Source organism: Pseudomonas sp. Z4-7 (assembly GCF_051131965.1).
GTDB lineage: Bacteria > Pseudomonadota > Gammaproteobacteria > Pseudomonadales > Pseudomonadaceae > Aquipseudomonas.
This window is the reverse complement of sequence record NZ_CP071642.1, coordinates 4155393-4181702: the sequence shown is the minus strand read 5'-3', so window position 1 is coordinate 4181702 and position 26310 is coordinate 4155393. Positions and strand designations below refer to the sequence as shown.

Here is a 26310-nt window from a genome sequence, read left to right as displayed (position 1 = left end):
TCAAGGCCCCATCGCGAGCAAGCTCGCTCCCACAGGTTGGTCGTGAACCCTGTGGGAGCGAGCTTGCTCGCGATGAGGACAGCAACCCAATGCGGATTTCACCGCCGGGCGAACGTATCCCCACGCACCCCTGACACCTTGCGGCAATGCACCAGGGCGTCGCGGATCATGAAGTTCACCAGTGTCGGCGAGACGCCCAGTTCCTTGGCGATGTCTTTCTGCGGTACGCCGTGCAGGCGGTACATCTCGAAGGCGTAACGGGTTCGGCTGGGCAGCTCGGTCAGCGCGTCGGCAATGTGTTCGAGGGTGGAAAAGTTGATATGCGACGTTTCTGGCGAAGCACCCTGGATCACCACGTTCAACCCTTCTTCTTCCGGCCCCGAATATTTCTGTTCCAACGCCTGTTTGCGGTAGTGGTCGATCGCCAGATTGCGCACGATCTGGAACAGGTAGCTGAGTTGAGCCTTAAAGGACGAGGTGATCTGGGGCGCCGATTGCAACCGGAAAAACGCATCCTGGACCACGTCTTCCGCGCGGGAGCGGCAACCGGTGATACGCGCTGCGATCTTGACCAGGATCATCCGGTTGTCGACGAAGGCCTGGAGTAGCGGTGAGTCGCACCTGCTTGTGGATACTTGTTCCGTCATGGAATTCACCTTACTGCAAATAGTTAGCGGGACGACCCGTGCATCGGATCCGTCCTACATGTCGAGCGCCAAATTAGGCTTAATGATAATCGTTGTCAATTGAGAAGAAGAATTATTGATAGGCGGAAGTCCAGCCTGGAAACTGCGACCCGTTGCCGCGGCGTGGCGCCGACCGATGATCGTCCGGATGCGCGGAGGCAAGGCCTGCGACTAATTATTTGCCGGTGTAATCCGTTCCCAAGGGTGACCACTTGCAAGCCGAATCCAGGCAGGAACCCCACATGACCGACGCGTTCGAACTCCCCAGCACCCTGGCCCATGCCCTCCAGCGCCGCGCCGCGTTGACGCCGGACCGGGTGGCCTTGCGCTTTCTTGCCGACACCCCGCAGCAGGGCGTCGTGTTGAGTTATCGCGACCTGGACTTGCGCGCCCGGACCATCGCCGCCGCTTTGCAGGCCGAGGCGGAACTGGGTGATCGCGCCGTACTGCTATTCCCCAGCGGCCCGGATTACGTCGCGGCGTTTTTCGGTTGCCTGTACGCCGGCGTGATCGCCGTTCCGGCCTACCCACCCGAGTCCACCCGCCGCCACCATCAGGAGCGTCTGCTGTCGATTATCGCCGACGCCCAGCCGCGGCTATTGCTCACCAGCAGTGAGGTGCGCGACACGCTGCAGGCCATCGAATCGGCACCGCCGGTACTCTGTGTCGATGCCCTCGATCCGGCCCACGCCGGCCAATGGCGGGCGCCGAACCTGCAAGACGATGACATCGCCTTCCTGCAATACACCTCCGGCTCCACTGCGTTGCCCAAGGGGGTGCAGGTGAGCCACGGCAACCTGGTGGCCAACGAAGCGCTGATCCGGCATGGCTTCGGCATTGACGTGAATCCCGACGACGTCATTGTCAGCTGGCTGCCGCTGTATCACGACATGGGCCTGATCGGCGGTTTGCTGCAACCGATCTTCAGCGGAGTGCCGTGCGTACTGATGTCGCCGGCGTATTTCCTCGCCCGACCGTTGCGTTGGCTGGAAGCGATCAGCGAGTACGGCGGCACCATCAGCGGCGGCCCGGATTTCGCCTACCGGCTGTGCAGCGAGCGGGTCAGTGAATCGGCCCTGGAGCGCCTCGACTTGAGCCATTGGCGCGTGGCCTATTCCGGCTCCGAACCGATTCGCCTCGACAGCCTGGAGCGCTTCGCCGAAAAATTTGCCTCGTGCGGCTTCACGCCGGACAGTTTCATGGCTTCCTATGGCTTGGCCGAAGCCACCCTGTTCGTCGCCGGCACGCCGCGTGGCCGAGGCATCCCCGCGATGCGAATGGATGACGCGGCACTGGCGCAAAACCGCGCCGAGCCGGGGCAGGGCAGTGCAGTGATGAGTTGCGGCGTGAGCCAGCCGGACCATGCGGTACTGATCGTCGAGCCCGCCACGCTACAGCCGCTGGCCGACAGTCAGGTCGGCGAAGTCTGGGCCGCCGGGCCGAGCATTGCCCACGGTTACTGGCGCAACCCCGAGGCCAGCGCCAGGACATTCGTCCAGCATGCCGGCCGCACCTGGCTGCGCACCGGCGACCTTGGCTTTGTGCGCGAAGGCGAGCTGTTCATCACGGGGCGCCTGAAGGATTTGCTCATCGTGCGCGGGCATAACCTTTATCCACAGGACATCGAGCAAGCCGTAGAACGCGAAGTCGAGGTGGTGCGCAAGGGACGGGTCGCTGCATTCGCGGTCGACAACGGCGGCGAAGAGGGGATCGGGATTGCCGCGGAAATCAGCCGCAGTGTGCAGAAAATCCTCCCGGCCGAGGCCTTGATCAAAGCGATTCGCCAGGCCGTGGCCGATGCCTGCCAGCAAGCCCCGAGCGTGGTGGTGCTGCTCAACCCGGGGGCCTTGCCGAAGACTTCGAGCGGCAAGCTGCAGCGTTCGGCCTGCCGGGCACGACTGGCTGACGGCAGCCTCGACAGCTATGCGCTGTTTCCCTCGGTCGAGGTGCAAACCCGTGAGGCGGGCGCTTCATCGAAGCTGCAAACGCTGATTGGCCAGATCTGGTGCGAGCAGTTACAGGTCGACCAGGTCCAGGGCAACGATCATTTCTTCCTGCTGGGCGGCAATTCCATCGCCGCCACCCAAGTCATTGCGCGGCTGAGCGAAACCCTCGGCTTGGAGCTCAACCTGCGCCTGCTCTTCGAAGCCCCAACGCTCGGCGCTTTTGCCGCGGCAGTGGCGAACCTGCAGCAGGACGGCGGCCAGGCCCAGGGCGCCATCAGCCGGTTGCCACGCCACGAGCCGCTGCCGCAATCGTTGGCGCAAAACCGCTTGTGGCTAACCTGGCAGCTGGATCCGGCAAGCCGTGCCTACAACATTCCCGGCGCCATCCGCCTGCGCGGCGAGCTGGACGAAAACGCCTTGCGCGCCAGCTTCCAGCAATTGATCGAGCGCCATGAGTCCCTGCGCACGCGGTTCCTGGAACGCGATGGGGTGGCCTTGCAGCAAATCGATCCGGCCGGCGAGTTCAATCTTCAGGTGATCGATCTTTGCGACATGCCTGCTGACCAGCGCGAAGCGCGGGCGCGGCAGATCCGCGAAGACGAAGCCGCCACCCAGTTCGATCTGGAAAAGGGTCCGCTGCTGTGGGTCACCTTGTTGCGCCTGGATCAGGACGACCATCAACTGTTGGTGACGATGCACCACATCATCGCCGATGGCTGGTCGATGAACGTCCTGATCGAGGAGTTCTCACGGCTCTACGCCGCGGCGTCCCAGGGACAGGTCGCCGAGTTGGCGCCGTTGCCGTTGCACTACGCCGACTACGGCAGTTGGCAGCGCCAATGGCTCGGGCAAGGTGAAGCCGAGCGCCAACTGGCCTATTGGAAACAGCAACTGGGCGATGAGCATCCGACCCTGGCGCTGAGCACCGATCATCCGCGCAGCGCCCTGCATCAGCGCAGCGCCGCGCGCCACAGCCTGCGCCTGGACAAGGACCTCGGCGATGCCCTGCGCCGGACGGCCCAGGCCCATGACGCCACGCCGTTCATGTTCTTGCTGGCGGCATTCCAGGCGCTGCTGCAGCGCTACACCGGCCAGTCCGACATCCGCATCGGCGTGCCCAACGCCAACCGCCCGCGCCGGGAAACCCAGGGCCTGATCGGCTTCTTCATCAACACCCAGGTGCTGCGCGCGCAAACCGATTCGCGCCAGCCATTCGCCGCGCTGCTGGCCCAGGCCCGGGAAGCCACGCTGGGCGCCCAGGCGCATCAGGACCTGCCTTTCGAACAACTGCTGGAAGCGTACCCACAGGCGCGGGACCAAGGTCTGTTCCAGGTCATGTTCAACCATCAGCAGCGCGACCTCGGCGCGTTGCGGCGCCTGCCGGGGCTGTTGGCCGATGAGTTGCCGTGGCACAGCCGCGAAGCCAAGTTCGACTTGCAGTTGCATAGCGAAGAGGACCGCAACGGACGGCTGACGCTGTCGTTCGATTACGCTGACGAGCTGTTCGAGGCGACGACTATCGCCCGCTTGGCCGAACACTTTTGCAGCCTGCTTCGGGCGGTTTGCAGCAACCCGCAACAGGCGATCGGCGACGTGCAGCTGTTGAGCGACGCTGAATCCGCGCAACAGCTGCCATGGGGCTCGGCGCCTTGCGAGCCGGCCAGCCAGTGGCTGCCGGAACTGCTCAACGAACAGGCCCGCCGCACCCCGCAACGTACCGCGTTGCAGTGGGACGGCGGTGCGCTGGACTATGCCGAGCTGCACACCCAGGCCAATCGCCTGGCCCATTACCTGCGGGACAAAGGCGTCGGCCCGGACGTCTGCGTGGCGATTGCCGCCGAGCGTTCGCCGCAGTTGCTGATCGGCGTGTTGGCGATCATCAAGGCGGGGGGCGCCTATGTGCCGCTGGATGTCGATTATCCGGCCGAGCGTCTGGCCTACATGTTGGGTGACAGCGGCGTCGATCTGCTGCTGACCCAAACCGCCTTGCTGGACCGCTTGCCGGCCTGCGCAGGCGTCAGCGTCATCGCCATGGACGCCCTGTATCTGGAGCAATGGCCGAGCAATCCGCCGGGGCTGCATTTGCATGGTGAGCATCTGGCGTACGTGATCTACACCTCCGGTTCGACCGGTCAGCCGAAGGGCGTCGGCAACACCCATGCCGCCCTGGCCGAGCGCCTGCAATGGATGCAGGCCGCCTATGGGCTGGATGAAACCGACGTGCTCATGCAAAAGGCGCCGATCAGTTTCGACGTGTCGGTGTGGGAGTGCTTCTGGCCGCTGATCAACGGCTGCCAACTGGTACTGGCCGGCCCCGGCGAGCACCGCGACCCGCACCGTATCGCGCAGTTGGTCGAGCGGTTTGGCGTGACCACGCTGCATTTTGTACCGCCGCTGCTCAGCCTGTTCATCGAGGAGCCGTTGAGCGCCCGCTGCACGAGCTTGCGGCGGATCTTTTCCGGCGGCGAAGCGTTGCCGGCCGAGTTGCGCAACCGGGTGCTGGCGCAACTGCCGGCGGTGCAGCTGCACAACCGCTACGGCCCGACCGAAACCGCTATCAACGTCACGCACTGGCACTGCAGCGAGGCCGATGGCGAGCGCTCGCCGATCGGTCGTCCGCTGGCCAATGTGCTCTGCCGCATCCTCGACAGTGACCTCAATCCGGTGCCGGTCGGTGTGCCGGGTGAATTGTGCATCGGTGGCCTCGGCCTGGCCCGGGGTTACCTGGGACGACCGGGGCTGACGGCCGAGCGGTTTGTCGCCGACCCGCTGGGTTCGGCCGGCGCGCGCCTGTACCGCACCGGCGACCGGGCGCGCTGGGGCGCTGACGGCGTCATCGAATACCTCGGTCGCCTCGACCAGCAGGTCAAGCTGCGTGGTTTCCGGGTCGAGCCGCAGGAAATCGAAGCGCGACTGCTCGCCCAGCAGGGCGTCGCCCAAGCGGCGGTGCTGGTACGTGACACCGCGGCCGGTGCGCAATTGATCGGCTACTACACCGCGGTCGATGTCGATGAAGATGAAACCGTCCAGGCTGCTCGCCTGAAAAACGCCCTCGTCGGCGAATTGCCCGACTACATGGTGCCTGCGCAATTGCTGCGCCTGGACGTCATGCCCCTGAGTCCGAGCGGCAAGCTCGACCGTCGCGCCTTGCCCGAGCCGCAGTGGCAAGTGCGCGAGCACGTCGAGCCGGTCAGCGCCCTCGAACAGCGGGTCGCCGGCATCTGGCGCGACGTGCTGGGTCTGGAGCGCGTTGGCTTGCGCGATGACTTTTTCGCCTTGGGCGGCCATTCGTTGCTGGCGACCCAGATCATTTCCCGCACCCGCCAGGCCTGCGATGTCGAGCTACCGCTGCGCGCGTTGTTCGAAGCCAGTGAGTTGGGCGCCTTCGCTGAACAGGTGCGGTTGATTCAGGTAAGCGGCCAGACCAACCGCCAGCCGCCGATCGAGAAAGTCGACCGCAGCCAACCGGTGCCGCTGTCCTATTCCCAACAGCGTATGTGGTTCCTCTGGCAAATGGAGCCGGACAGCCCGGCCTACAACGTCGGCGGCATGGCGCGGTTGCGCGGGGTGCTGGATGTCGGACGCTTTGAAGCGGCGTTGCAGGCCCTGATCCTGCGCCACGAAACCCTGCGCACAACGTTCCCGAGCATCGATGGCGTGCCTCGCCAACAGGTGCACGGCGAGACGGGCCTGCGCATGGGCTGGAAGGATTTCTCGATGCTCGACGCCGACATGCGCCAGCAACGGGTCCGGCAACTGGCCGACAGCGAGGCCCACGAACCCTTCGACCTGGAAACCGGGCCGCTGCTGCGGGCCTGCCTGGTCAAGACCGCCGAGCATGAGCATTACTTTGTGCTGACCTTGCACCACATCGTCACCGAAGGGTGGGCGATGGACATTTTCGCCCGTGAGCTGAGCGCGCTGTATGAGGCCTTCGTCGATGATCGCGAGTCGCCGCTGGAGCCGTTGCCGGTGCAATACCTCGACTACAGCGTCTGGCAGCGCCAATGGCTGGAATCCGGCGAACGCCAGCGTCAACTGGACTACTGGACCGCTCAACTGGGCCGCGAACATCCCTTGCTGGAGCTGCCCGCCGATCGCCCGCGTCCGCCGGTGCAAAGTCATCGTGGCGAACTGTTCCGTTTCGACCTCAGCGATGAGTTGGCCGCGCGGGTCCGCGCCTTCAATGCCGAACGTGGCCTGACCCTGTTCATGACCATGACCGCCGCCCTGGCCGTGCTGCTCTATCGCTACAGCGGCCAGACCGACCTGCGCATCGGCGCGCCGGTGGCCAACCGCATCCGCCCGGAAAGCGAAGGACTGATCGGCGCGTTCCTCAATACCCAGGTGCTGCGTTGTCAGCTCGATGGGCAAATGTCGGTGGGCGAACTCTTCGAGCAGGTGCGCCACACCGTGATCGAAGGCCAGTCCCACCAGGACTTGCCCTTCGATCATCTGGTCGAAGCCCTGCAACCGCCGCGCAGTGCCGCATACAACCCGCTGTTCCAGGTGATGTGCAACGTCCAGCGCTGGGAATTCCAACAGAGCCGCACGTTGGCCGGCATGAGCGTCGATTACTTGGTCAACGACGCCCGCGCCACCAAGTTCGACCTCAACCTGGAAGTCACCGACCTCGATCAGCGCCTGGGTTGCTGCCTGACCTACAGCACCGATCTGTTCGATGAGCCGCGCATCGCCCGCATGGCCGGTCATTGGCGCAACCTGTTGGAGGCGTTGCTGGTCGATCCGGCTCGGCGGCTGAGCGAACTGCCGTTGCTTGGCGTCGGCGAGCAGCAGCAAATGCTCGACAGCCTGGGCGTCGAGCCCGGTGAGCATCGCCTCGATCAATGCCTCCACGTGCTGTTCGAAGAACAGGCCCGGACGCGTCCCGACGCAGCCGCGCTGACGTTCGCCGGGCAGACCCTGAGCTATGCCGAACTCGAACGCCGCGCCAATCGTCTGGCCTGGATGCTGCGCGAGCGGGGCGTCGGGCCGCAGGTACGGGTGGGCCTGGCGCTGGAGCGCTCGCTGGAAATGGTCATCGGCCTGCTGGCGATCCTCAAGGCCGGTGGCGCCTACGTGCCGCTGGATCCGGAATACCCGCTGGACCGCTTGCACTACATGATCGAAGACAGTGGCGTCGGTCTGCTGCTCAGCGACCGGACCATGTTCCAGGCCCTCGGCCCATTGCCGCCGGGCGTGCAGCGCTGGTGCCTGGAGGACGACAGCGAGGCGTTGGCGCAGTACCCGGACCAGTCGCCGTCGCTGATCAATCTGCCGCAGCACCAGGCGTACCTGATCTACACCTCCGGCTCCACCGGCAAGCCCAAGGGCGTGGTCGTGTCCCACGGTGAAATCGCCATGCATTGCCAGGCGGTGATCCGCCGTTTCGGCATGCGCCCGGACGACTGCGAGCTGCATTTCTATTCGATCAATTTCGACGCGGCCACCGAGCGCCTGCTGGTGTCTTTGCTCAGCGGCGCTCACGTGGTGCTGCGCGCCCAGGGCCAGTGGGATGCTCAGGAAATTTGCGGGCTGATCCGTGAGCACCGCATCAATATTCTTGGCTTTACCCCGAGTTATGGCAGCCAGTTGGCGCAATGGCTGGCGACCCAGGGGCAAACGTTGCCGGTGCGCATGTGCATCACCGGTGGCGAAGCGTTGACCGGCGAACACCTGCAGCGCATCCGCGCCGCGTTCAGCCCGAGCCTGTTTTTCAACGCCTATGGTCCGACCGAGACGGTGGTGATGCCGCTGGCGAGCCTGGCGCCGGAACAACTGGAGGAGGGCGCGGGCAGTGTACCGATCGGCAGCGTGATCGGCGCCCGACGGGCCTACATTCTCGACGCGGACCTGGCGTTGGTGCCGCCAGGCGCGACGGGTGAGCTGTACGTTGGTGGCGCCGGCCTGGCCCAGGGTTATCACCAGCGTCCGGGCATGACCGCCGAGCGCTTCGTCGCCGATCCGTTTGCCGCCGATGGCGGTCGGCTGTACCGCACCGGCGACCTGGTGTGCCAGCGTGCCGACGGCCAAGTGGAGTACCTGGGACGAATCGATCATCAAGTGAAGATTCGCGGTTTCCGCATCGAACTGGGGGAAATCGAAAACCGCCTGCTGGAGCACGCTGCCGTGCGCGAAGCGGTGGTCCTGGCCCTCGACATGCCGGGCGGCAAGCAGTTGGCCGCTTATCTGGCCAGCGACATCGCCGAGCAGGACGCCACGGCGCAAGCGGCCCTGCGCGAAGCGCTGAAGCAGCACCTCAAGGCGCAATTGCCGGACTACATGGTGCCGACTCACCTGATCCTGCTGGCGAGCATGCCGCTGACCGCCAACGGCAAACTCGATCGCCGCGCCTTGCCGATGCCCGATCCGGAGCTCAATCGCCAGCAGTACGTGGCGCCGAGCAATGCCCTGGAACAAGCGCTCGCAGCGATCTGGTGCGAGGTGCTGAACGTCGGACAGGTTGGCCTCAACGACAACTTCTTCGAGCTGGGCGGCGATTCGATCCTGTCGATCCAGGTCGTCAGCCGTGCCCGGCAGCAGGGCATTCACTTCACGCCGCGAGACCTGTTCCAGCATCAGACCGTGCAGGCCCTGGCCGCCATCGCCACCCGCAGCAAGCAGGTGAGTGTCGAGCAAGGGCTGCTGAGCGGTGAGTCGGGACTTACGCCGATCCAGCACTGGTTCTTCGCCAGCGAGATACCCAACCGTCATCACTGGAACCAGGCGTTGCTGCTGGAGCCGACCACGCGTCTCGAACCACAGCTCCTGGAGCAGGCGTTGCAGGCTGTTTTCCAGCAGCATGATGCCTTGCGCCTTGGCTTCGCCAATACCAACGGGCATTGGCGCGCCGAGCACCAGCCCTTGTTCGATGGGGCGTTGCTGCAGCATCTTTCGGTGGAGTCCACACAAGCCTGCGAAGCGCTGTTTGCCCAGGCGCAGCTTGGCTTCCAGCTGTCGAGCGGGCCGTTGCTGCGCGCCGTGCTGGCGGACTTGCCGGACAGTCGGCAGCGCCTGCTGATCGCCATCCATCACCTGGTGGTGGACGGGGTTTCATGGCGGGTATTGATGGACGATCTGCAGACGGCTTACCGCCAATCTGCCGGCGGGCAAACGCTGCGGCTACCGGCCAAGACCAGCCCGTTGCGTGACTGGGCTGCGCGGTTGCAGGCCTACGCCGGCAGCGAATCCCTGCGCGAGGAATTGAACTGGTGGCGCGACCAACTGAGCGGGCCGGACGTTACGCTGCCTTGCGCGAACCCTGGCGGCGGGCGGCAGGAGCGACACGCCGCAAGCGTCAGCGTGCGCCTGGACGCCGAGCGTACCCGGCAACTGTTGCAGCAGGCACCGAGCGCCTATCGCACCCAGGTCAACGACCTGCTGCTCACGGCGCTCGCCCGCGTGCTGTGCCGCCAAGGCAATCAGCAATCGGCGCTGATCCAGCTCGAAGGCCATGGCCGCGAGGCGCTGTTTGATGACGTCGACCTGACGCGCACCGTGGGCTGGTTCACCAGTGTCTATCCGCTGCGCCTGAGCCCAGCGGCCGATGATGTCGGCGCGTCGATCAAAGCCATCAAGGAGCAACTGCGCGCGGTGCCCCACAAGGGCCTCGGCTACGGCGTGCTGCGTTATCTGGCGGACACCGGCACACGCCAGGCGATGGCCGGTTTGCCGCAAGCGGCGATCACTTTTAATTACCTCGGTCAGCTTGACCATACGCTCGGCCAGGACGCGTTGTTCCAACCGCTGGATGCGCCTCTTGGCGCCATTCATGACCCTGACGCGCCACTGCCGAACGAGTTGAGTGTCGACGGCCAGGTCAGCGGCGGCGAACTGCTGTTGCGCTGGACCTTCAGCGCCGAGCGGCATGACCGTGAAAGCATCGTCGCGCTGGCCGAGGCCTATCTCGACGAGTTGCAGCGGCTGATCGAACATTGCCTGGCGGACGAGGCGGGCGGCCTGACGCCGTCGGATTTCCCGCTGGCAAAACTGACCCAGGCACAGTTGGACAACCTGCCGGTGCCGGCCGGGCAGATCGAGGATGTCTACCCGCTGACGCCGATGCAGGAAGGCATGTTGCTGCACACCCTGCTCGAGCCGGGCACGGGCCTGTACTACATGCAGGACCGCTACCGCATCAACAGCGAGCTGGACCCACAGCGTTTCGCCCAGGCCTGGCAGGCGGTGATTGCCCGCCACGAAGCCTTGCGCGCTTCGTTCTGCTGGAACGTCGGCGAAGACATGCTGCAGATCATCCACAAGCCCGGGCGCACGCCGGTGGAATACCTCGACTGGCTGCACGTGCCTGAGAACGATCAGGAGCCCAAGCTCCAGGCGCTGCTCAAGCGCGAGCGCGAGGCCGGTTTCGATCTGCTCAACGAGGCACCGTTTCACCTGCGATTGATCCGGGTCGGCGCGGCGCGCTACTGGTTCTTGATGAGCAACCACCACATCCTGATCGATGCATGGTGCCGTTCACTGCTGATGGATGATTTCTTCGAGATCTACACCGCCCTCGGTGAACATCGCGAGCCCCGGCTGGCCGTGCCGCCGCGCTATCGCGACTACATCGGCTGGTTGCAACGCCAGGGCCTGGCTGAAGCCCGGCAATGGTGGAAGCAGAATCTGCAAGGCTTCGAGCGGACCACGCCGATCCCCGCCGATCGCCCGTTCCTGCGCGAACACGCCGGTGACAGTGGCGGCATGGTCGTCGGTGACTGCTACACCCGGCTCCACGCTCGGGACGGCGCGCGACTGCGAGAACTGGCCCAGGCCCATCAACTGACCGTGAATACGTTCGCCCAGGCCGCGTGGGCCCTGGTATTGCGCCGGGTCAGCGGCGATCGGGACGTACTCTTCGGCGTCACCGTGGCCGGGCGCCCGGTGGAATTGCCGCAGATGCAACGCACCGTGGGCTTGTTCATCAATAGTGTCGCTCTGCGGGTGCAGTTCCCGGGCGATGACCAGCGTTGCAGCGTGCGTCAGTGGCTCAACGGCTTGCTGGACAGCAACATGCAGTTGCGCGAGTACGAATACCTGCCGCTGGTGAGCATCCAGGAAGTCAGCGAACTGCCCAAGGGCCAGCCGCTGTTCGACAGCCTCTTCGTGTTCGAGAACGCACCGGTGGAAGTCTCGGTGCTGGATCGTGCCCAGAGTCTCAATGCCACCTCGGACTCGGGCCGCACCCACACCAACTTCCCGCTGACGGCGGTCTGCTATCCGGGTGATGACCTGGGGCTGCACCTGTCTTACGACCAGCGCTATTTCGATGAGTCCACCGTCCAGGGCCTGCTGGGCGAGTTCAAGCGATTGTTGCTCGCCTTGATGGAAGGTTTTCACGGCGACGTGGCTGAGCTGCCGCTGATTGGCAGCGCGGAACAGGACTTCCTGATCGAAGGCTGCAACCAGAGCGAGCGCGCCTATCCGCTGGAGCGCAGTTACGCCGAGCTGTTCGAGGCCCAGGTGGCGGCCCATCCGCAACGCATCGCCGCCAGTTGCCTGGAGGCCCGCTGCACTTACACCGAGCTGAACGAGCGCAGCAATCGCCTCGGCCATGCGTTGGTCGCCGCTGGCGTCGGGCTTGACCAACCGGTGGCGCTGCTGGCCGAACGCGATCTCGACCTGTTGGGCATGATCATCGGCAGCTTCAAGGCCGGCGGCGGTTACCTGCCGCTTGATCCGAGCCTGCCGAGCCAGCGCCTGAGCCGTATCATCGAACTGAGCCGCACGCCGTTGCTGGTCTGCACCCAGGCCTGTCATGAACAGGCGCTGGCCTTGCTGGAAGAGTTCGCCTGCGCCGGCCGGCCAAAGCTGCTGGTCTGGGAAACCGTTCAGGCCAGCGATGTGTCGCGGGACAATCCGCGCCTCTACAGCGGGCCGGACAACCTGGCCTACGTGATCTACACCTCCGGTTCCACCGGCTTGCCCAAAGGCGTCATGGTGCAGCAGCGGGGCATGCTCAATAACCAGCTCAGCAAGGTGCCTTACCTGGCGCTGGACGAGACGGACGTGATTGCCCAGACGGCGTCGCAGAGCTTCGACATTTCCGTTTGGCAGTTCCTTGCCGCGCCGCTGTTCGGTGCTCGGGTGGACATCGTGCCCAATGCCATCGCCCACGACCCGCAAGGGCTGCTGGAGCACGTAAAACGCCAGGGCATCAGCGTGCTGGAGAGCGTGCCATCGTTGATCCAGGGAATGCTCGCCGAGGAACGCATCGGCTTGGAAGGCCTGCGCTGGATGCTTCCGACCGGCGAGGCAATGCCGCCGGAACTGGCCCATCAATGGTTGTTGCGTTATCCGGACATCGGCCTGGTGAATGCCTACGGTCCGGCCGAATGTTCCGATGACGTGGCGTTCTTCCGGGTCGACCTGGCTTCGACGCGCGGCAGCTACCTGCCCATCGGCACGCCGACCGACAATAACCGCCTGTACCTGCTCGACGGTGCGCTGGAACTGGTGCCGCTGGGCGCGGTGGGCGAGTTGTGCGTTGCCGGCACCGGGGTCGGGCGCGGTTATGTCGGCGATCCGCTGCGCACGGCGCCGGTGTTCGTGCCCGATCCGTTCGGGGCGCCGGGCGACCGGCTGTACCGCACCGGTGACCTGGCGCGCCGCCGCAGCGATGGGGTGTTGGAATATGTCGGGCGGATCGACCACCAGGTGAAGATTCGCGGCTATCGCATCGAGCTGGGGGAAATCGAAGCGCGGCTGCATGAACAGCCCGAAGTCCGTGATGCGGCAGTGGGCGTGCAGGAAGGCGCCAATGGCAGACATCTGGTGGGTTATCTGGTCGCCGCCGACGCGACGCTGAGCCCGACCGAGCGGTTGGATCGCATCAAGCAGCGCCTGCGCAGCGAATTGCCGGAATACATGGTGCCGCTGCACTGGCTGTGGCTCGACCGCCTGCCCCTGAACGCCAACGGCAAGCTCGATCGCAAGGCCTTGCCGGCCCTGGAGATCGGCCAGTTGCAAAGCCAGGATTACCAGGCCCCAAGCAATGAGCTGGAACAGACCCTGGCGGACATCTGGGCCGAGGTGCTGAAGGTCGAGCGGGTGGGCGTACGCGACAACTTCTTCGAGCTGGGCGGACACTCATTGCTGGCCACACAGATCGCCTCGCGCGTGCAAAAAGCCTTGCAGCGCAACGTGCCGCTCCGGGCCATGTTCGAGTGCAGCACGGTGCAGGAACTGGCCGAATACATCGCAGGGCTGGGGGCCAGTGAAATCACCGAGGAGAAAGTCGATCGACTGAATGATTTGATGGCGGAATTGGAAGGAATGTAGTTTTGCGGCGTCTATAAGGACCCTTTCGCGAGCAGGCTCGCTCCCACAGTGGATTGGTCAACATGATCCGTGTGGGAGCGAGCCTGCTCGCGATGGCGTTTGCATGAACAACGCAAAACTCAAAGTTGACGACCCGCTCATCGCGGCCCAGTCTCCCGAAGGTTTTTCCGGACTCAATCAAGGAATTCACTCATGCCCTTCGCAACGATCGACGGACAACCGCTCCATTACCTCGACCAGGGCCAGGGCCCGGTGGTGCTGCTCGGCAGCAGCTATTTGTGGGACCGCAGCATGTGGACGCCGCAGATTGACGCCTTGTCGAAGCACTATCGGGTCATCGTCCCTGAACTGTGGGGCCACGGCCAGTCCGGGCGCTTGCCCGAGAATACGTCCTCGCTGAACGATCTGGCTCGCCAGGCATTGGCGTTGCTCGATCAGCTGGGCATCGACTGCTTCAGCCTGGTGGGGCTGTCGGTGGGCGGCATGTGGGGCGCGCGCCTGGCGCTGGCGGCGCCCAAACGCGTGCAATCGCTGGTATTGATGGACACCTATGTGGGCGTCGAACCGGAGCCGACCCGTCTGTACTACTTTTCGCTGTTCGACAAGATCGAGGCCAGCGGTAGCATCCCGGAGCCGTTGCTGGACATCGTCGTGCCGATTTTCTTCCGGCCCGGCATCGACCCGCAATCAGCGCTCTACCAGCAGTTCCGCGCCACCTTGGCGGCATTGCCGGCCGACCACCTGCGCGACAGCATCGTGCCGCTGGGGCGGATCATCTTTGGTCGGGACGACATCCTGGGGCAATTGCGTGAGTTGAACGCCGAGCGCACGCTGGTGATGTGTGGTGACCAGGACAAGCCACGGCCACCGTCCGAGGCGCTGGAGATGGCTGAATTGATCGGCTGCGAGCATGTGCTGATTCCCGAGGCGGGGCATATTTCCAACCTGGAGAACCCGGCGTTTGTGACCGAGGCGTTGCTGGGGTTCCTGAAACACAGGCATTGATTGCTGCTCAAACCCGTGGCGAGGGAGCTTGCTCCCGCTGGGCTGCGCAGCAGCCCCTGGTTCTCTTGCTGCGGTTCTTCAGATTGATTGCCTATGCTTTTTTGGGGCTGCTGCGCAACCCAGCGGGAGCAAGCTCCCTCGCCACAGGTGGCCGGGGGTTTATTTCGGCCCGAGAATCTTCACCAGCTTGTCCGGCGAGGGCGCGCCTTGCTGCTGTTGAAGGTCGCCTTGGTCGTCCAGGTAGAAAATCGCCGGGGTCGCGGACAGCTCCAGTTCATCCATCAACTGCTGGTTGGCGTCCAGTTTGGCCTGGATCGCCGGCGGTATTTCTTTCAGCGGTTTCAGCGGGCTGCCCTTGCCGGCCTTTTCGTGGTCCGCCAGGGCTTTTTCCGGCTCTTTGGCGGCCAGCAATGCGGCTGATTTCCCCGGGCTGTCTTCGCGGATGATGCCCACCATGATGTGGCGCAACTGCACCTTGCCGGCATTGACCCACGGCCGCGCCTGCTCCCAGAACATGTTGCAGTACGGGCAGTTCGGGTCGCTGAACAGGTACACGGTGCGCGGTGCGTCCTTGCTGCCGTCGGCGATCCAGCTGCTGGCTTGCATCTTCGCCCAGATCTCCTTCGACATTGGATCGTAGACCAGCTTTTTCAGGGGTTCGAGGCTCAGGTCCTTGCCATCGGCGTCGTACAGGTTGCCCAGCAGCACATGCTGGCCGTCCGGCGTCAGATAGAGCGTCATGCCGCGGCTCTGGTACTGCGCCGCGTAGCCGCGCAAGCCGTTCGGTGCGTCGAAGGTGCCGACGATCTTCGCGCCCTTGGCTTCGATCTTCTTGATCGCCGCGGGCAGCTCTTCGGCCTGAAGCAGCGGCGCTTGTAGCAGTGCGCCGGCGAAGGCCAGGGTCAGCAGGTGGTGGAGGCGGGGCATGGCAATTTCCTTGTCGCGGGGTGGATCGCCGTGGTGGAACCCGGCGTTTCGAAATTTTCCAGGGCGCGGGCCAGGCTCGCTTCCGACAGTTCGCCCAGGTGGCTGCCCAGCAGGCGACCCTCGGCGTTGTAGAACAAGGTCGTCGGCAAGGCCATGGAGCCGACGGCCTGGCCGAGGCGTCCACTGCCGTCGAACAGCACGTTGGTCAGGCTCAGGCCCTGGGTGGCGAGGTAGGTGCTGACGCTTTGCATGCTTTCGGCCTGATTGACGAACAGGAACGTCAGGTCCGGGCGCTGTTTTTGCGCCTCCTCCAGGACCGGCATTTCCCGTCGGCAAGGCGGGCACCAGGTGGCCCACAGGTTGATCACCAAGGGGCCGCCCTGGTAGTCGGCGAGGTTCACGGTTTCGCCTTCAGCGTTGCGCAGCTCGATCTCCGGCAGCCGGGTGCCTTGCTCGTAGATCGTCAGCGACATCGTCGCCACCAGCCAGAACAGCAGACCGCTGCCGACGCTGAAGCCCAGGGGCCTGCGCAGGGCCGGTCGGCGACGCGCCCAGAGCAGCGCGGCGACCAGCAGGGCGATGATGCCAGGCCAGGCCAGGAATCCGCCGTCGCGTAGATCGACGATCTGCCAGAGGTCGTCCCGGTAATGGTTCCAGTACGCGGCGACGAAGCCGATTCTCGCGGCAAGCAGCCCCAGCAGAAACAGACCGAACAGCACCGACTCGGGGTTCTCGCCGCCGCGCTTGGCCACGCGCCAGCCGACGAAAGTCGCCAAGGCCAGTGCGCTGATCAGCAGCAGATGATTGAGGGCGATGGCAAAGGTGCCCAGGGTAAACGTCAGCATCAGCGTGCGTTCCGGGTCATGTTCCAACGTTCCAGGAACGCCTCGGCGTCCACTTCTCCGGTGATCCGCTGGCTGCGGCGCTCTTCACCGTCGGCACCGATCCACAACAGGCTCGGCGGCCCCGGCACTTTGTAGCGACCCAGCAGCTCACGGCTGGCGGCGTTGTCAGCGGTGACGTCCAGGCGTAGCAGGCGTACGCCTTTCAGGGCGTCGAGCACTTCGGCGCGGCCGAAGACCTGTTTTTCCATGATCTTGCAGGACACGCACCAGTCGGCGTAGTAATCGAGCAACACCCATTGGCCCTGCGCCTTGGCGGCGTCCAGTTCGCGCTGCAGGGCGGCGGGCTCGCTGACCGTGACGAAGGCATCGTGGGCGCTGACGGTGGCGCTGCCCCTGGCGCCGCTGTAGACCTGCAGCGGCCTGAACAGATCGTCGCTGCCGCCCGCCGCGCCAATCACCAGCACGCTACCCCACAGGCCGAACAGCAGCGATACGCTGCCCCACAAATAGGCGGCGCGACCGAAGCCCTGGGTCTGGCGCCAGGCGCAATAGGCGGCGACAACCAGTAACGCGCCCCACAGTCCGATCCACAATGAGCCATCGATGACCGGGCGGAGCATCAGCAGCGCGGTGCCCAGGAACAGGAAGCCGAACACGCCCTTGAGCAGGTTCATCCAGGCACCGGGCTTGGGCAGGAAGCGATTGCCGACGGTCACCAGCAACAGCAGCGGCAGGCCCATGCCGACCCCCATGGTGAACAGGATCAACCCGCCATGCAGCGCGTTGCCGCTCTGGGCGATGTACAGCAGCGCGCCGGCCAGGGGCGCGGTCATGCAGGGGCCGACCAGCAGGCCGGACAACGCCCCGAGAATGCCGGCGCCCACCAGGCTGCCGCCGCGGCGCTGGCGGCCGGCATTTTCCAATCGATCACGCAGAGCGGCTGGCAGTTGCAGTTCGAAGAAACCGAACATCGGCAGCGCCAACACCACGAATACCGCGGCGAAAGTGCCCAGCAGCCAGGGTTGCTGGAGCAGTGCCTGTAGATTGGCGCCCAACAGCGCAGCAAGCACGCCCATGGCGGCGTACACCAGCGCCATGCTGATGACATAACTGCCGGCCAGTGCCAGGCCGCGCCGGGGCCCGGCGCCGCTGCCCACCACCAGCCCCGCCAGGATCGGCAGCATCGGCAGCGAGCACGGGGTAAACGCCAGCAGCAGCCCCAGGCCGAAGAACACCAGCAGGCTCCAGCCCAGCGCGCGCTGTTGCAGGCCGCTGGCCAGGGCCTGGTCCTGCGCCTCGCCACTGGCCGTGGCCGGTGCGTCGCCGCCCAGGTCGACCACCTGGGTCTGGGGCGGATAGCAGAGGCCCGCGTCGGCACAACCCTGGAAACCGACCTTGATCTTGCCGGTGGCCCCGGCGGGAATCTTCAGCTCCAGTGCCTGGCGATAGACTTGCTGGTCGCCGAAGAACTCATCGCTGTGCGCTTCGCCCTCGGGCAGCCTGGGCTTCTGCGCGTCGGCCAGGCCGTCGAATTTGAGCCGTTGCTGATACAGGTAGTAACCGTCGGCGATCTGCCAGAACAACTGGGTCTCACCCGAGTCCAGGCGTTCGGAGGTAAAGACGAAGGCCTTTTCCACCGGCAGGAAGTCGGGTTTGGTCTCGAAAGGATTGGCGGCCTGGGCCAGACCCGAGATCAGCAGTAGACACAGCAAAAACAATCGACGCATGGATAAAGCCTTAGAACGAAGCAAGTGGAATGCACATTGGTGGCTGGCGATTAACCGTCGATTAACCCGGCGACGGCCGGTTTACAGCGAAGATCACCCATGCCTGGCGTACTCGTCGCATAATGTCGACTTAATCGGCCGGCGGCCTAATGTACCTTTTTCCACGGGGCTTACCATGCGTGTACTGGTCTGCGAAGACGACGAGTTGATCGCCAGCGGCATTGTCGCCGGGCTCACCGCTCAAGGCCTGACCGTCGAACACGTCGCCACCGCCTCGGCGGCGCGGGCGATGCTGGGTGTCGCCGAATTCGATGTCATGGTGCTCGACCTTGGCCTGCCCGATGAAGATGGTCTCAAGCTGCTCAAGCAATTGCGCCAGCAAGGCCTGGAGACGCCGGTGCTGATCCTCACCGCGCGTGACTCGGTGACCGATCGGGTCGACGGCCTGCAGGCCGGGGCCGATGATTATCTGCTCAAACCCTTCGATCTGCGGGAACTGGCGGCACGCCTGCATACCTTGCTGCGGCGCGTGGCGGGGCGCAGCGTCAACCTGATCGAGCACGGTCGCCTGACCTACGACCCCAGCAGCCGCGAAACCACGCTGGGCGGCCAGCCGGTGGACCTCTCGCGCCGCGAGCAGTCGCTGTTGCAGGCGCTGCTGCACAGTCGCGGTCGTGTGTTATCCACCGAGCAACTCAAGGACAGTGTCTATGGGTTCAGTGACGAGCTGGAAAGCAACGCCTTGAACGTGCATATCCACCATCTGCGCCGCAAACTGGGCAACGGCATTGTCGAGACCGTGCGTGGCCTGGGGTATCGGCTGGGGCCGGCGGATGGCGGGGAATCCTCCAAGTGATGAGCCTGCGACTGCGGCTGAGCCTGACGCTCGGCGCGGCCTTCACCCTGATCTGGGCCCTGGCCGCGGCCTGGATGCTCAGCGACCTGCGCAACCAGATGATGTTTTCCCTCGACCAGCGCCTGGTGGCTTCGGCGCGGATGGTCGCCGGGTTGCTGGAGCAACTGCCGCCGGTGCCCAGCAAAGGTGAAGGCACGCATTTGAGCTCGGAGCAGTTGAGCATCCCGGGCGGTATGGCCTGTCAGGTCAGTTCCTTGCGCGGCGAGATCCTGGCGCGCAGCCACGGTAACCCGGAACAGGCCTTGGAAGCCGAGAAGACAGGCTTCCATGATCAGATGATCGACGGTGCGCCATGGCGCAGCTTTACCCTGGTTCGAGGCGATTTGCGCATTACCACGGCCGATCGCCAGATCGAACGCGAAGCGTTGAACCTGTCGGTGCTGCTGGCAGCGTCGGTGCCGGTCGGCGTGGCGTTGCTCGGTTGCCTGTGCCTGTTGTGGCTGGGCATCGGACAGGGCCTGGCGCCGCTCAATCGCATGCGTGATGCGTTGATGCGCCGTAACGCCGACTCCCTCGAACCCCTGCAGATCCATCCGCTGCCCAGCGAGCTGCGGCCCCTGCTGGAAACCCAGAACCAGCTGTTCCAGCGTATCGGCAAGACCATCGAGCGCGAGCGCCGGTTGACCGGTGACGCTGCCCATGAATTGCGCAGCCCGCTGACGGCCATCAAGACCCACCTGCAAGTGGCGCGCATGACCGAGGGGGCTGCGCGTGATCAGTCCCTGGCCCGGGCAGAGGATGGCGCCGACCGCTTGCACCGTACCCTTGAGCAACTGTTGCTGCTGGCGCGGGTCGAGGGCAGCCTTTCGTTTGATGATGGCGTGCAATGCAACGCCGAGCAGGTCGCGCGACTGGCGATCCAGGATGCGGCCGGCGGCGCGCCCCAGCGGATCAGGCTGCACCTATCGCCGCCGCTGTCCGATGCGCCGGTGCAAATGCCGGCGGTGCTGGCCATCGCCGCGTTGCGCAACCTGCTGGAGAACGCCCTGCGCCACACCCCGGCCGATACCGAGGTCGAACTGAGCCTGGAGATGATCGGCCAGCGCGTGCGTTTCCTGGTACGTGATCATGGCGACGGAATCGCCGCCGAGGATATCCAGCACCTGACCCAACGCTTCTGGCGCAACGGCCACAGCACCGGCTGCGGTCTGGGCCTGGCGATCGTCCAGGCTATCGTCCAGCGTTGCGGCTGCGGCCTGCATTTCGACAGCCGCCCGGACGGGCTGCGGGTTGAACTGACCGTGCCAGTGCAAGTCTCTTCGGGCCAGTAGATCTCGTGGCGAGGGAGCTTGCTCCCGCTGGACCGCGCAGCGGGCCCAAACTTTTCACCTCGGTCAATCTGATCTACCGCGTGCTCTGGCTTGAGGGGGCTGCTGCGCAGCCCAGCGGGAGCAAGCTCCCTCGCCACGGGATAGGGTGATAGTAAATCCTTGCCTCGCTGATGCGTTTCCACAACAGGAAACCTGCATGTGCGCCTTGAATGCGCACCTGTCCGGTGTGCCGTTTGGTCACTCATCGCGGGGTCGAGAAATGTCAGTCGCCAATCCTTCTGTCGAAGCAGCGCCAGCGCGGGTCAGTCCCGCGTCGGGCGAGACGCTCTATCAATTCAACGAATCACCGTTGCTGGCCCGCCAGAGCCGGCAGGAATCCAATGCCCGCAGCTATCCACGGCGGATTCCCCTGGCCCTCAAGCGCGCCAAGGGCCTTTACGTCGAGGATGTCGAAGGCCGGACCTTCATCGATTGCCTGGCCGGCGCCGGCACGCTGGCCCTCGGGCACAACCACCCGGTCGTGATCGAGGCGATCCGGCAGGTGCTCGCCGACGAGTTGCCCCTGCATACCCTGGACCTGACCACGCCGGTCAAGGACCGGTTTGTCCAGGACCTGTTCGGCCTGTTGCCGGCGAGCCTCGCCGCCGAGGCGAAGATCCAGTTCTGCGGCCCCACGGGGACCGACGCGGTGGAAGCGGCACTCAAATTGGTGCGCACCGCCACCGGGCGTAGCACCGTACTGTCGTTCCAGGGCGGATATCACGGCATGAGCCAGGGCGCGCTGAGCCTGATGGGCAGCCTGGGGCCGAAGAAGCCCTTGGGGGCATTGCTCAGCAACGGCGTGCAGTTCATGCCATACCCCTACGATTATCGCTGCCCGTTCGGGCTCGGTGGCGTCGAGGGGGTCAAGGCCAATCTGCATTACCTGGAAAACCTGCTGAACGATCCCGAGGCCGGGGTGCAGTTACCGGCGGCGGTGATCGTCGAGGTGGTGCAGGGCGAGGGCGGGGTCATACCGGCCGATCTCGATTGGCTGCGCGGCTTGCGGCGAATCACCGAGCAGGCCGGGGTGGCGCTGATCGTCGATGAAATCCAGAGTGGTTTCGGTCGCACCGGCAAGATGTTCGCGTTCGAGCACGCCGGCATCATTCCGGATGTGGTAGTGCTGTCCAAGGCCATTGGCGGCAGCCTGCCACTGGCGGTGGTGGTGTATCGCGATTGGCTCGATACCTGGTTGCCGGGCGCCCATGCCGGGACCTTCCGCGGTAACCAGATGGCGATGGCGGCGGGCAGCGCGGTGATGCGCTACCTGGTCGAACACAACCTGCCGGCCCACGCCGCCGCCATGGGCGAGCGCTTGAGCGAGCATCTGCATATCCTGCAGAGGGATTTTCCGCAATTGGGCGACATCCGCGGTCGCGGCCTGATGCTCGGCGTCGAGCTGGTGGACCCGGTGGGCAAGCCGGACGCTTTGGGCCATCCTCCGGTGGACGCACGGCTGGCGCCGCGGTTGCAGCGTGAATGCCTCAAGCGCGGCCTGATCCTGGAACTGGGTGGACGGCAGGGTGGCGTGGTGCGTTTCCTGCCGCCACTGATCATTACCGCGGTGGAAATCGACCGCGTGGCCGAGTTGTTCCGGCGCGCCCTGGAGGCTGCCGTGGCCGACGCCTAATTTTCATCCGGCCCGGTACGTTCCTTTTCATACCTTGGCTGCGCCCATGGCGCGGCGAACCTTGAGCAACGACGGAGAAACACCATGACTTCAGTATTCGACCGCGAGGACATCCTCTTCCAGGTGGTGGTCAACCACGAAGAGCAGTATTCGATCTGGCCGGACTACAAGGCCGTTCCGGAAGGTTGGCGGACCGTGGGCAAGAGCGGCTTCAAGAAGGAGTGCCTGGCCTACATCGAAGAGGTCTGGACCGACATGCGCCCGTTGAGCTTGCGCAAGAAAATGGAAGAGCAGGCGACTGTGGCCCATTGATACAGAAGTTCTGAGAACACCCCTGTGGGAGCGAGCTTGCTCGCGATAGCGGAGAGTCAGCCGGCATTAATGTTGCTGGTCCACCGCTATCGCGAGCAAGCTCGCTCCCACAGGTTTTGGTTTTGGGCGTCTAGATTACTTGAACCGCCGCTCCACCCCTTTCTCCACCAGGATCTTCGCCGAAATCTCCTCCACGGAAAAATGCGTGGAGTTGATGTGGGGAATATTCTCCCGCCGGAACAGGTTTTCGACTTCGCGCACTTCGAATTCGCACTGGGCATAGCTCGAATAGCGGCTGTTGGGCTTGCGCTCGTTGCGGATCGCGGTGAGCCGGTCCGGGTCGATGGTCAGGCCGAACAGCTTGTGCTGATGGGCGCGCAAGGCGTTGGGCAGTTGCAGCCGCTCCATGTCGTCTTCGGTCAGCGGATAGTTGGCCGCGCGGATCCCAAATTGCATCGCCATGTACAGACACGTCGGCGTCTTACCACAGCGCGACACACCCACTAGGATCAGGTCGGCCTTGTCGTAATAATGCGTGCGGGCGCCGTCGTCGTTGTCCAGCGCGAAGTTGACCGCCTCGATCCGCTCCATGTAGTTGGAGTTGTGGCCAATGGAATGGGACTTGCCGACCGAGTAGGAGGAGTGTTCGCTCAGTTCCTGCTCCAGCGGCGCCAGGAACGTGGAAAAAATGTCGATCATGAAACCATTGGACGTTGCGAGAATCTCACGGATGTCCTGATTGACGATGGTATCGAAGATGATCGGGCGAAAACCGTCGGTTTCGGCGGCTTTATTGATTTGCTGTACCATGGCCCGCGCCTTGTCGACGCTGTCTATATACGGCCGTGTCAGCTTGGTGAAGGTTATGTTTTCGAACTGCGCCAACAGGCTCTGGCCCAGCGTTTCGGCCGTGATGCCGGTGCCGTCGGAGATAAAGAAAGCGGATCGTTTCATTTGCGCCTTGGGCCTTAAGCTAGTGAGCTAGTAACGATTCTTGGATATGATAGGCGCGATTTGCCGGCCGCCCGTGGCCCGCATTCTCACTTATTTTCCAGGTCCAGGCCATATCGCCGGCGATTGCTCCCTGGAGCTGCCGGTACTTGAGCTTTTCCAACACAGTCAGTGGAGAGATCACCTTGGTAGAGTACGTAGTTTCCCTCGATAAGCTCGGCGTCCATGATGTAGAGCATGTGGGGGGCAAGAACGCATCCCTGGGCGAGATGATCAGTAACCTCGCCGGCGCCGGTGTCTCGGTGCCAGGTGGCTTCGCCACGACCGCCCAGGCATATCGTGATTTCCTGGAACTGAGCGGCCTGAACCAGCAGATCCACGATGCGCTCGACGCCCTCGACGTCGATGATGTCAATGCCCTGGCCAGGACCGGCGCCCAGATCCGCCAATGGATCATGGAAGCCGAGTTCCCCGAGAAACTCAACGCCGAGATCCGTACTGCTTTCGCCAAGCTGTCCGAAGGCAATCCCGACATCGCCGTCGCCGTCCGCTCCTCGGCCACCGCTGAAGACCTGCCGGACGCCTCGTTCGCCGGTCAGCAGGAGACCTTCCTGAACATCCGTGGCGTGGAAAACGTCATCCGGGCCGCCAAGGAAGTCTTCGCTTCCCTCTTCAACGACCGTGCGATTTCCTACCGCGTGCACCAGGGCTTCGACCACAAGCTGGTCGCCCTGTCCGCCGGCGTGCAGCGCATGGTCCGCTCCGAAACCGGCACCGCCGGTGTGATGTTCACCCTCGACACCGAGTCGGGCTTTCGTGACGTGGTGTTCATCACCGGCGCCTACGGCCTGGGTGAAACCGTCGTGCAGGGCGCGGTGAACCCGGACGAATTTTATGTCCACAAAGGCACCCTGGAAGCCGGCCGCCCCGCCATCCTGCGTCGCAACCTCGGCAGCAAGGCGATCAAGATGATCTACGGCGACGAGGCCAAGGCCGGTCGTTCGGTCAAGACCGTTGATGTGGACAAGGCTGATCGCGCGCGCTTCTGCCTGACCGACGCCGAAGTCAGTGAACTGGCCAAGCAGGCGATGACCATCGAGAAACACTACAAGTGCCCGATGGACATCGAGTGGGCCAAGGACGGTGACGACGGCAAGCTGTACATCGTCCAGGCCCGCCCGGAAACCGTGAAGAGCCGCACCCAGGCCAACGTCATGGAGCGCTACCTGCTCAAGGAAACCGGCACCGTGCTGGTGGAAGGCCGGGCCATCGGCCAGCGCATTGGCGCGGGCAAGGTGCGGATCATCAAGGACGTCTCGGAGATGGACAAGGTCCAGGCCGGCGACGTACTGGTTTCCGACATGACCGACCCGGACTGGGAACCGGTCATGAAGCGCGCCAGCGCCATCGTCACCAATCGCGGCGGGCGTACCTGCCACGCGGCAATCATCGCCCGTGAGCTGGGCATCCCGGCGGTTGTTGGTTGCGGCAACGCCACCCAATTGCTCAAGGACGGCCAGGGCGTCACTGTTTCCTGCGCCGAAGGCGATACCGGCTACATCTTCGAAGGCGAGCTGGGCTTCGACATCAAGAAGAACTCCGTGGACGCGATGCCGGAGCTGCCGTTCAAGATCATGATGAACGTCGGCAACCCGGACCGCGCCTTCGACTTCGCGCAGTTGCCGAATGCCGGCGTGGGCCTGGCCCGCCTGGAGTTTATCATCAACCGCATGATCGGCGTGCACCCCAAGGCGCTGCTGAACTACGACGGCCTGCCGCAGGAAATCAAGGATAGCGTCGACAAGCGCATTGCCGGCTACGACGATCCGGTCGGTTTCTACGTCGAGAAGCTGGTGGAAGGCATCAGTACTCTGGCGGCGGCGTTCTCGCCGAAAAAAGTCATCGTGCGCCTGTCGGACTTCAAGTCCAACGAGTACGCCAACCTGATCGGCGGCAAGCTCTACGAGCCGGAAGAAGAGAACCCGATGCTGGGCTTCCGCGGGGCTTCGCGCTACATCAGCGAGTCGTTCCGTGACTGCTTCGAGCTCGAATGCCGGGCTCTGAAGCGCGTGCGTAACGAGATGGGCCTGACCAACGTCGAGATCATGGTGCCGTTCGTGCGCACCCTCGGCGAAGCGAGCCAGGTGGTCGACCTGCTGGCGGAAAACGGCCTGGCCCGTGGCGAAAACGGCTTGCGCGTGATCATGATGTGCGAGCTGCCGTCCAACGCGATCCTGGCCGAAGAGTTCCTTGAGTTCTTCGACGGCTTCTCCATCGGTTCCAACGACCTGACCCAGTTGACCCTGGGCCTGGACCGCGACTCCGGGATCATCGCCCACCTGTTCGACGAGCGTAACCCGGCGGTCAAGAAGCTGCTGGCCAATGCGATTGCCGCCTGTAACAAGGCCGGTAAATACATCGGCATCTGCGGCCAGGGCCCTTCCGACCACCCGGACCTGGCCAAGTGGCTGATGGAGCAGGGCATCGAGAGCGTTTCGTTGAACCCGGACTCCGTGCTGGAAACCTGGTTCTTCCTGGCTGAGGGTCAGGCTGCGGTCTGATTGAGTGAAGGGGCTTCGCTGGTGATGTAAACCGGGGAATGCCTTGTGGGAGCGAGCCTGCTCGCGATTGCGGAGTGTCAGCCGATACGGGTTCTGACCCATCGTCTTCGCGAGCAGGCTCGCTCCCACAGGTTCGCGGGCGACCAATCTCCCGGACCCCTTTTGATTTGAAGCAGGGCGGGCTCCACCAGGACGCCGCCCTTTTTTGTGC

12 protein-coding genes are annotated in these 26310 nt (G+C 64.3%); 7 read left to right on the top strand and 5 right to left on the bottom strand.

The window, feature by feature from the left end; translation table 11 throughout:
* Positions 1 to 98 precede the first annotated feature (98 nt).
* Positions 99 to 647 (bottom strand): RNA polymerase factor sigma-70, encoded by a 549-nt coding sequence (locus J3P91_RS18690; RefSeq protein ID WP_025212663.1) that lies wholly within the window; start codon positions 645 to 647, stop codon positions 99 to 101.
* Between the two features lie 281 nt (positions 648 to 928).
* On the opposite strand from J3P91_RS18690, the gene J3P91_RS18685 reads away from it, so the two are divergent.
* The gene (locus tag J3P91_RS18685) at positions 929 to 13912 is read left to right on the top strand and encodes a non-ribosomal peptide synthetase (RefSeq protein ID WP_434601384.1); all 12984 of its coding nucleotides are present in this window, start codon (positions 929 to 931) and stop codon (positions 13910 to 13912) included.
* Positions 13913 to 14104: 192 nt separating this feature from the next.
* Positions 14105 to 14917: an alpha/beta fold hydrolase gene (locus J3P91_RS18680; protein WP_434601383.1), complete on the top strand. Its 813-nt coding sequence runs from the start codon at positions 14105 to 14107 to the stop codon at positions 14915 to 14917.
* Between the two features lie 159 nt (positions 14918 to 15076).
* Here J3P91_RS18680 and dsbG read toward each other — a convergent pair whose 3' ends face one another.
* Genes dsbG through dsbD form a run of 3 tightly spaced genes read right to left on the bottom strand, consistent with a single transcriptional unit; the run spans position 15077 to position 18416 of the window.
* Positions 15077 to 15844: a thiol:disulfide interchange protein DsbG gene (dsbG, locus tag J3P91_RS18675; RefSeq protein WP_305499833.1), complete on the bottom strand. Its 768-nt coding sequence runs from the start codon at positions 15842 to 15844 to the stop codon at positions 15077 to 15079.
* Entirely contained in the window at positions 15820 to 16689 is an 870-nt protein-coding gene (locus J3P91_RS18670) for a TlpA family protein disulfide reductase (protein WP_434601382.1), read from the bottom strand. Before J3P91_RS18670 ends, dsbG begins: the two co-directional genes overlap by 25 nt.
* Positions 16689 to 18416, bottom strand: coding sequence for a protein-disulfide reductase DsbD (gene dsbD, locus J3P91_RS18665; protein ID WP_434572870.1), 1728 nt, complete (start codon positions 18414 to 18416; stop codon positions 16689 to 16691). Before dsbD ends, J3P91_RS18670 begins: the two co-directional genes overlap by 1 nt.
* A gap of 175 nt (positions 18417 to 18591) precedes the next feature.
* On the opposite strand from dsbD, the gene J3P91_RS18660 reads away from it, so the two are divergent.
* The 4 genes from J3P91_RS18660 to J3P91_RS18645 all read left to right on the top strand — a co-directional run bounded on the left by J3P91_RS18660 (position 18592) and on the right by J3P91_RS18645 (position 22587).
* Complete coding sequence (locus J3P91_RS18660) at positions 18592 to 19272, top strand: response regulator (protein ID WP_305499838.1); 681 nt, start codon at positions 18592 to 18594, stop codon at positions 19270 to 19272.
* The gene (locus J3P91_RS18655) at positions 19269 to 20603 is read left to right on the top strand and encodes an ATP-binding protein (protein WP_434601381.1); all 1335 of its coding nucleotides are present in this window, start codon (positions 19269 to 19271) and stop codon (positions 20601 to 20603) included. The genes J3P91_RS18660 and J3P91_RS18655 overlap by 4 nt, the downstream gene beginning before the upstream one ends.
* A gap of 259 nt (positions 20604 to 20862) precedes the next feature.
* Positions 20863 to 22275 (top strand): aspartate aminotransferase family protein, encoded by a 1413-nt coding sequence (locus J3P91_RS18650; RefSeq protein WP_434605169.1) that lies wholly within the window; start codon positions 20863 to 20865, stop codon positions 22273 to 22275.
* Positions 22276 to 22359: 84 nt separating this feature from the next.
* Complete coding sequence (locus J3P91_RS18645) at positions 22360 to 22587, top strand: MbtH family protein (protein ID WP_305499843.1); 228 nt, start codon at positions 22360 to 22362, stop codon at positions 22585 to 22587.
* A 135-nt stretch (positions 22588 to 22722) separates the two neighbouring features.
* Here J3P91_RS18645 and ppsR read toward each other — a convergent pair whose 3' ends face one another.
* Complete coding sequence (gene ppsR, locus J3P91_RS18640) at positions 22723 to 23541, bottom strand: posphoenolpyruvate synthetase regulatory kinase/phosphorylase PpsR (protein WP_434572879.1); 819 nt, start codon at positions 23539 to 23541, stop codon at positions 22723 to 22725.
* A gap of 182 nt (positions 23542 to 23723) precedes the next feature.
* Between ppsR and ppsA the strand changes: the two genes are divergently transcribed.
* The gene (gene ppsA / locus J3P91_RS18635) at positions 23724 to 26099 is read left to right on the top strand and encodes a phosphoenolpyruvate synthase (RefSeq protein ID WP_305501211.1); all 2376 of its coding nucleotides are present in this window, start codon (positions 23724 to 23726) and stop codon (positions 26097 to 26099) included.
* Positions 26100 to 26310 lie beyond the last annotated feature (211 nt).

Bases quoted from the DNA above. Each gene is read 5' to 3' on its own strand.
- J3P91_RS18650 (WP_434605169.1), top strand. From the start codon at position 20,863: ATGTCAGTCGCCAATCCTTCTGTCGAAGCAGCGCCAGCGCGGGTCAGT.
- J3P91_RS18660 (WP_305499838.1), top strand. From the start codon at position 18,592: ATGCGTGTACTGGTCTGCGAAGACGACGAGTTGATCGCCAGCGGCATT.
- J3P91_RS18680 (WP_434601383.1), top strand. From the start codon at position 14,105: ATGCCCTTCGCAACGATCGACGGACAACCGCTCCATTACCTCGACCAG.
- dsbD (WP_434572870.1), bottom strand. From the start codon at position 18,416: ATGCGTCGATTGTTTTTGCTGTGTCTACTGCTGATCTCGGGTCTGGCC.
- J3P91_RS18685 (WP_434601384.1), top strand. From the start codon at position 929: ATGACCGACGCGTTCGAACTCCCCAGCACCCTGGCCCATGCCCTCCAG.
- ppsR (WP_434572879.1), bottom strand. From the start codon at position 23,541: ATGAAACGATCCGCTTTCTTTATCTCCGACGGCACCGGCATCACGGCC.
- J3P91_RS18670 (WP_434601382.1), bottom strand. From the start codon at position 16,689: ATGCTGACGTTTACCCTGGGCACCTTTGCCATCGCCCTCAATCATCTG.
- J3P91_RS18645 (WP_305499843.1), top strand. From the start codon at position 22,360: ATGACTTCAGTATTCGACCGCGAGGACATCCTCTTCCAGGTGGTGGTC.
- dsbG (WP_305499833.1), bottom strand. From the start codon at position 15,844: ATGCCCCGCCTCCACCACCTGCTGACCCTGGCCTTCGCCGGCGCACTG.
- J3P91_RS18690 (WP_025212663.1), bottom strand. From the start codon at position 647: ATGACGGAACAAGTATCCACAAGCAGGTGCGACTCACCGCTACTCCAG.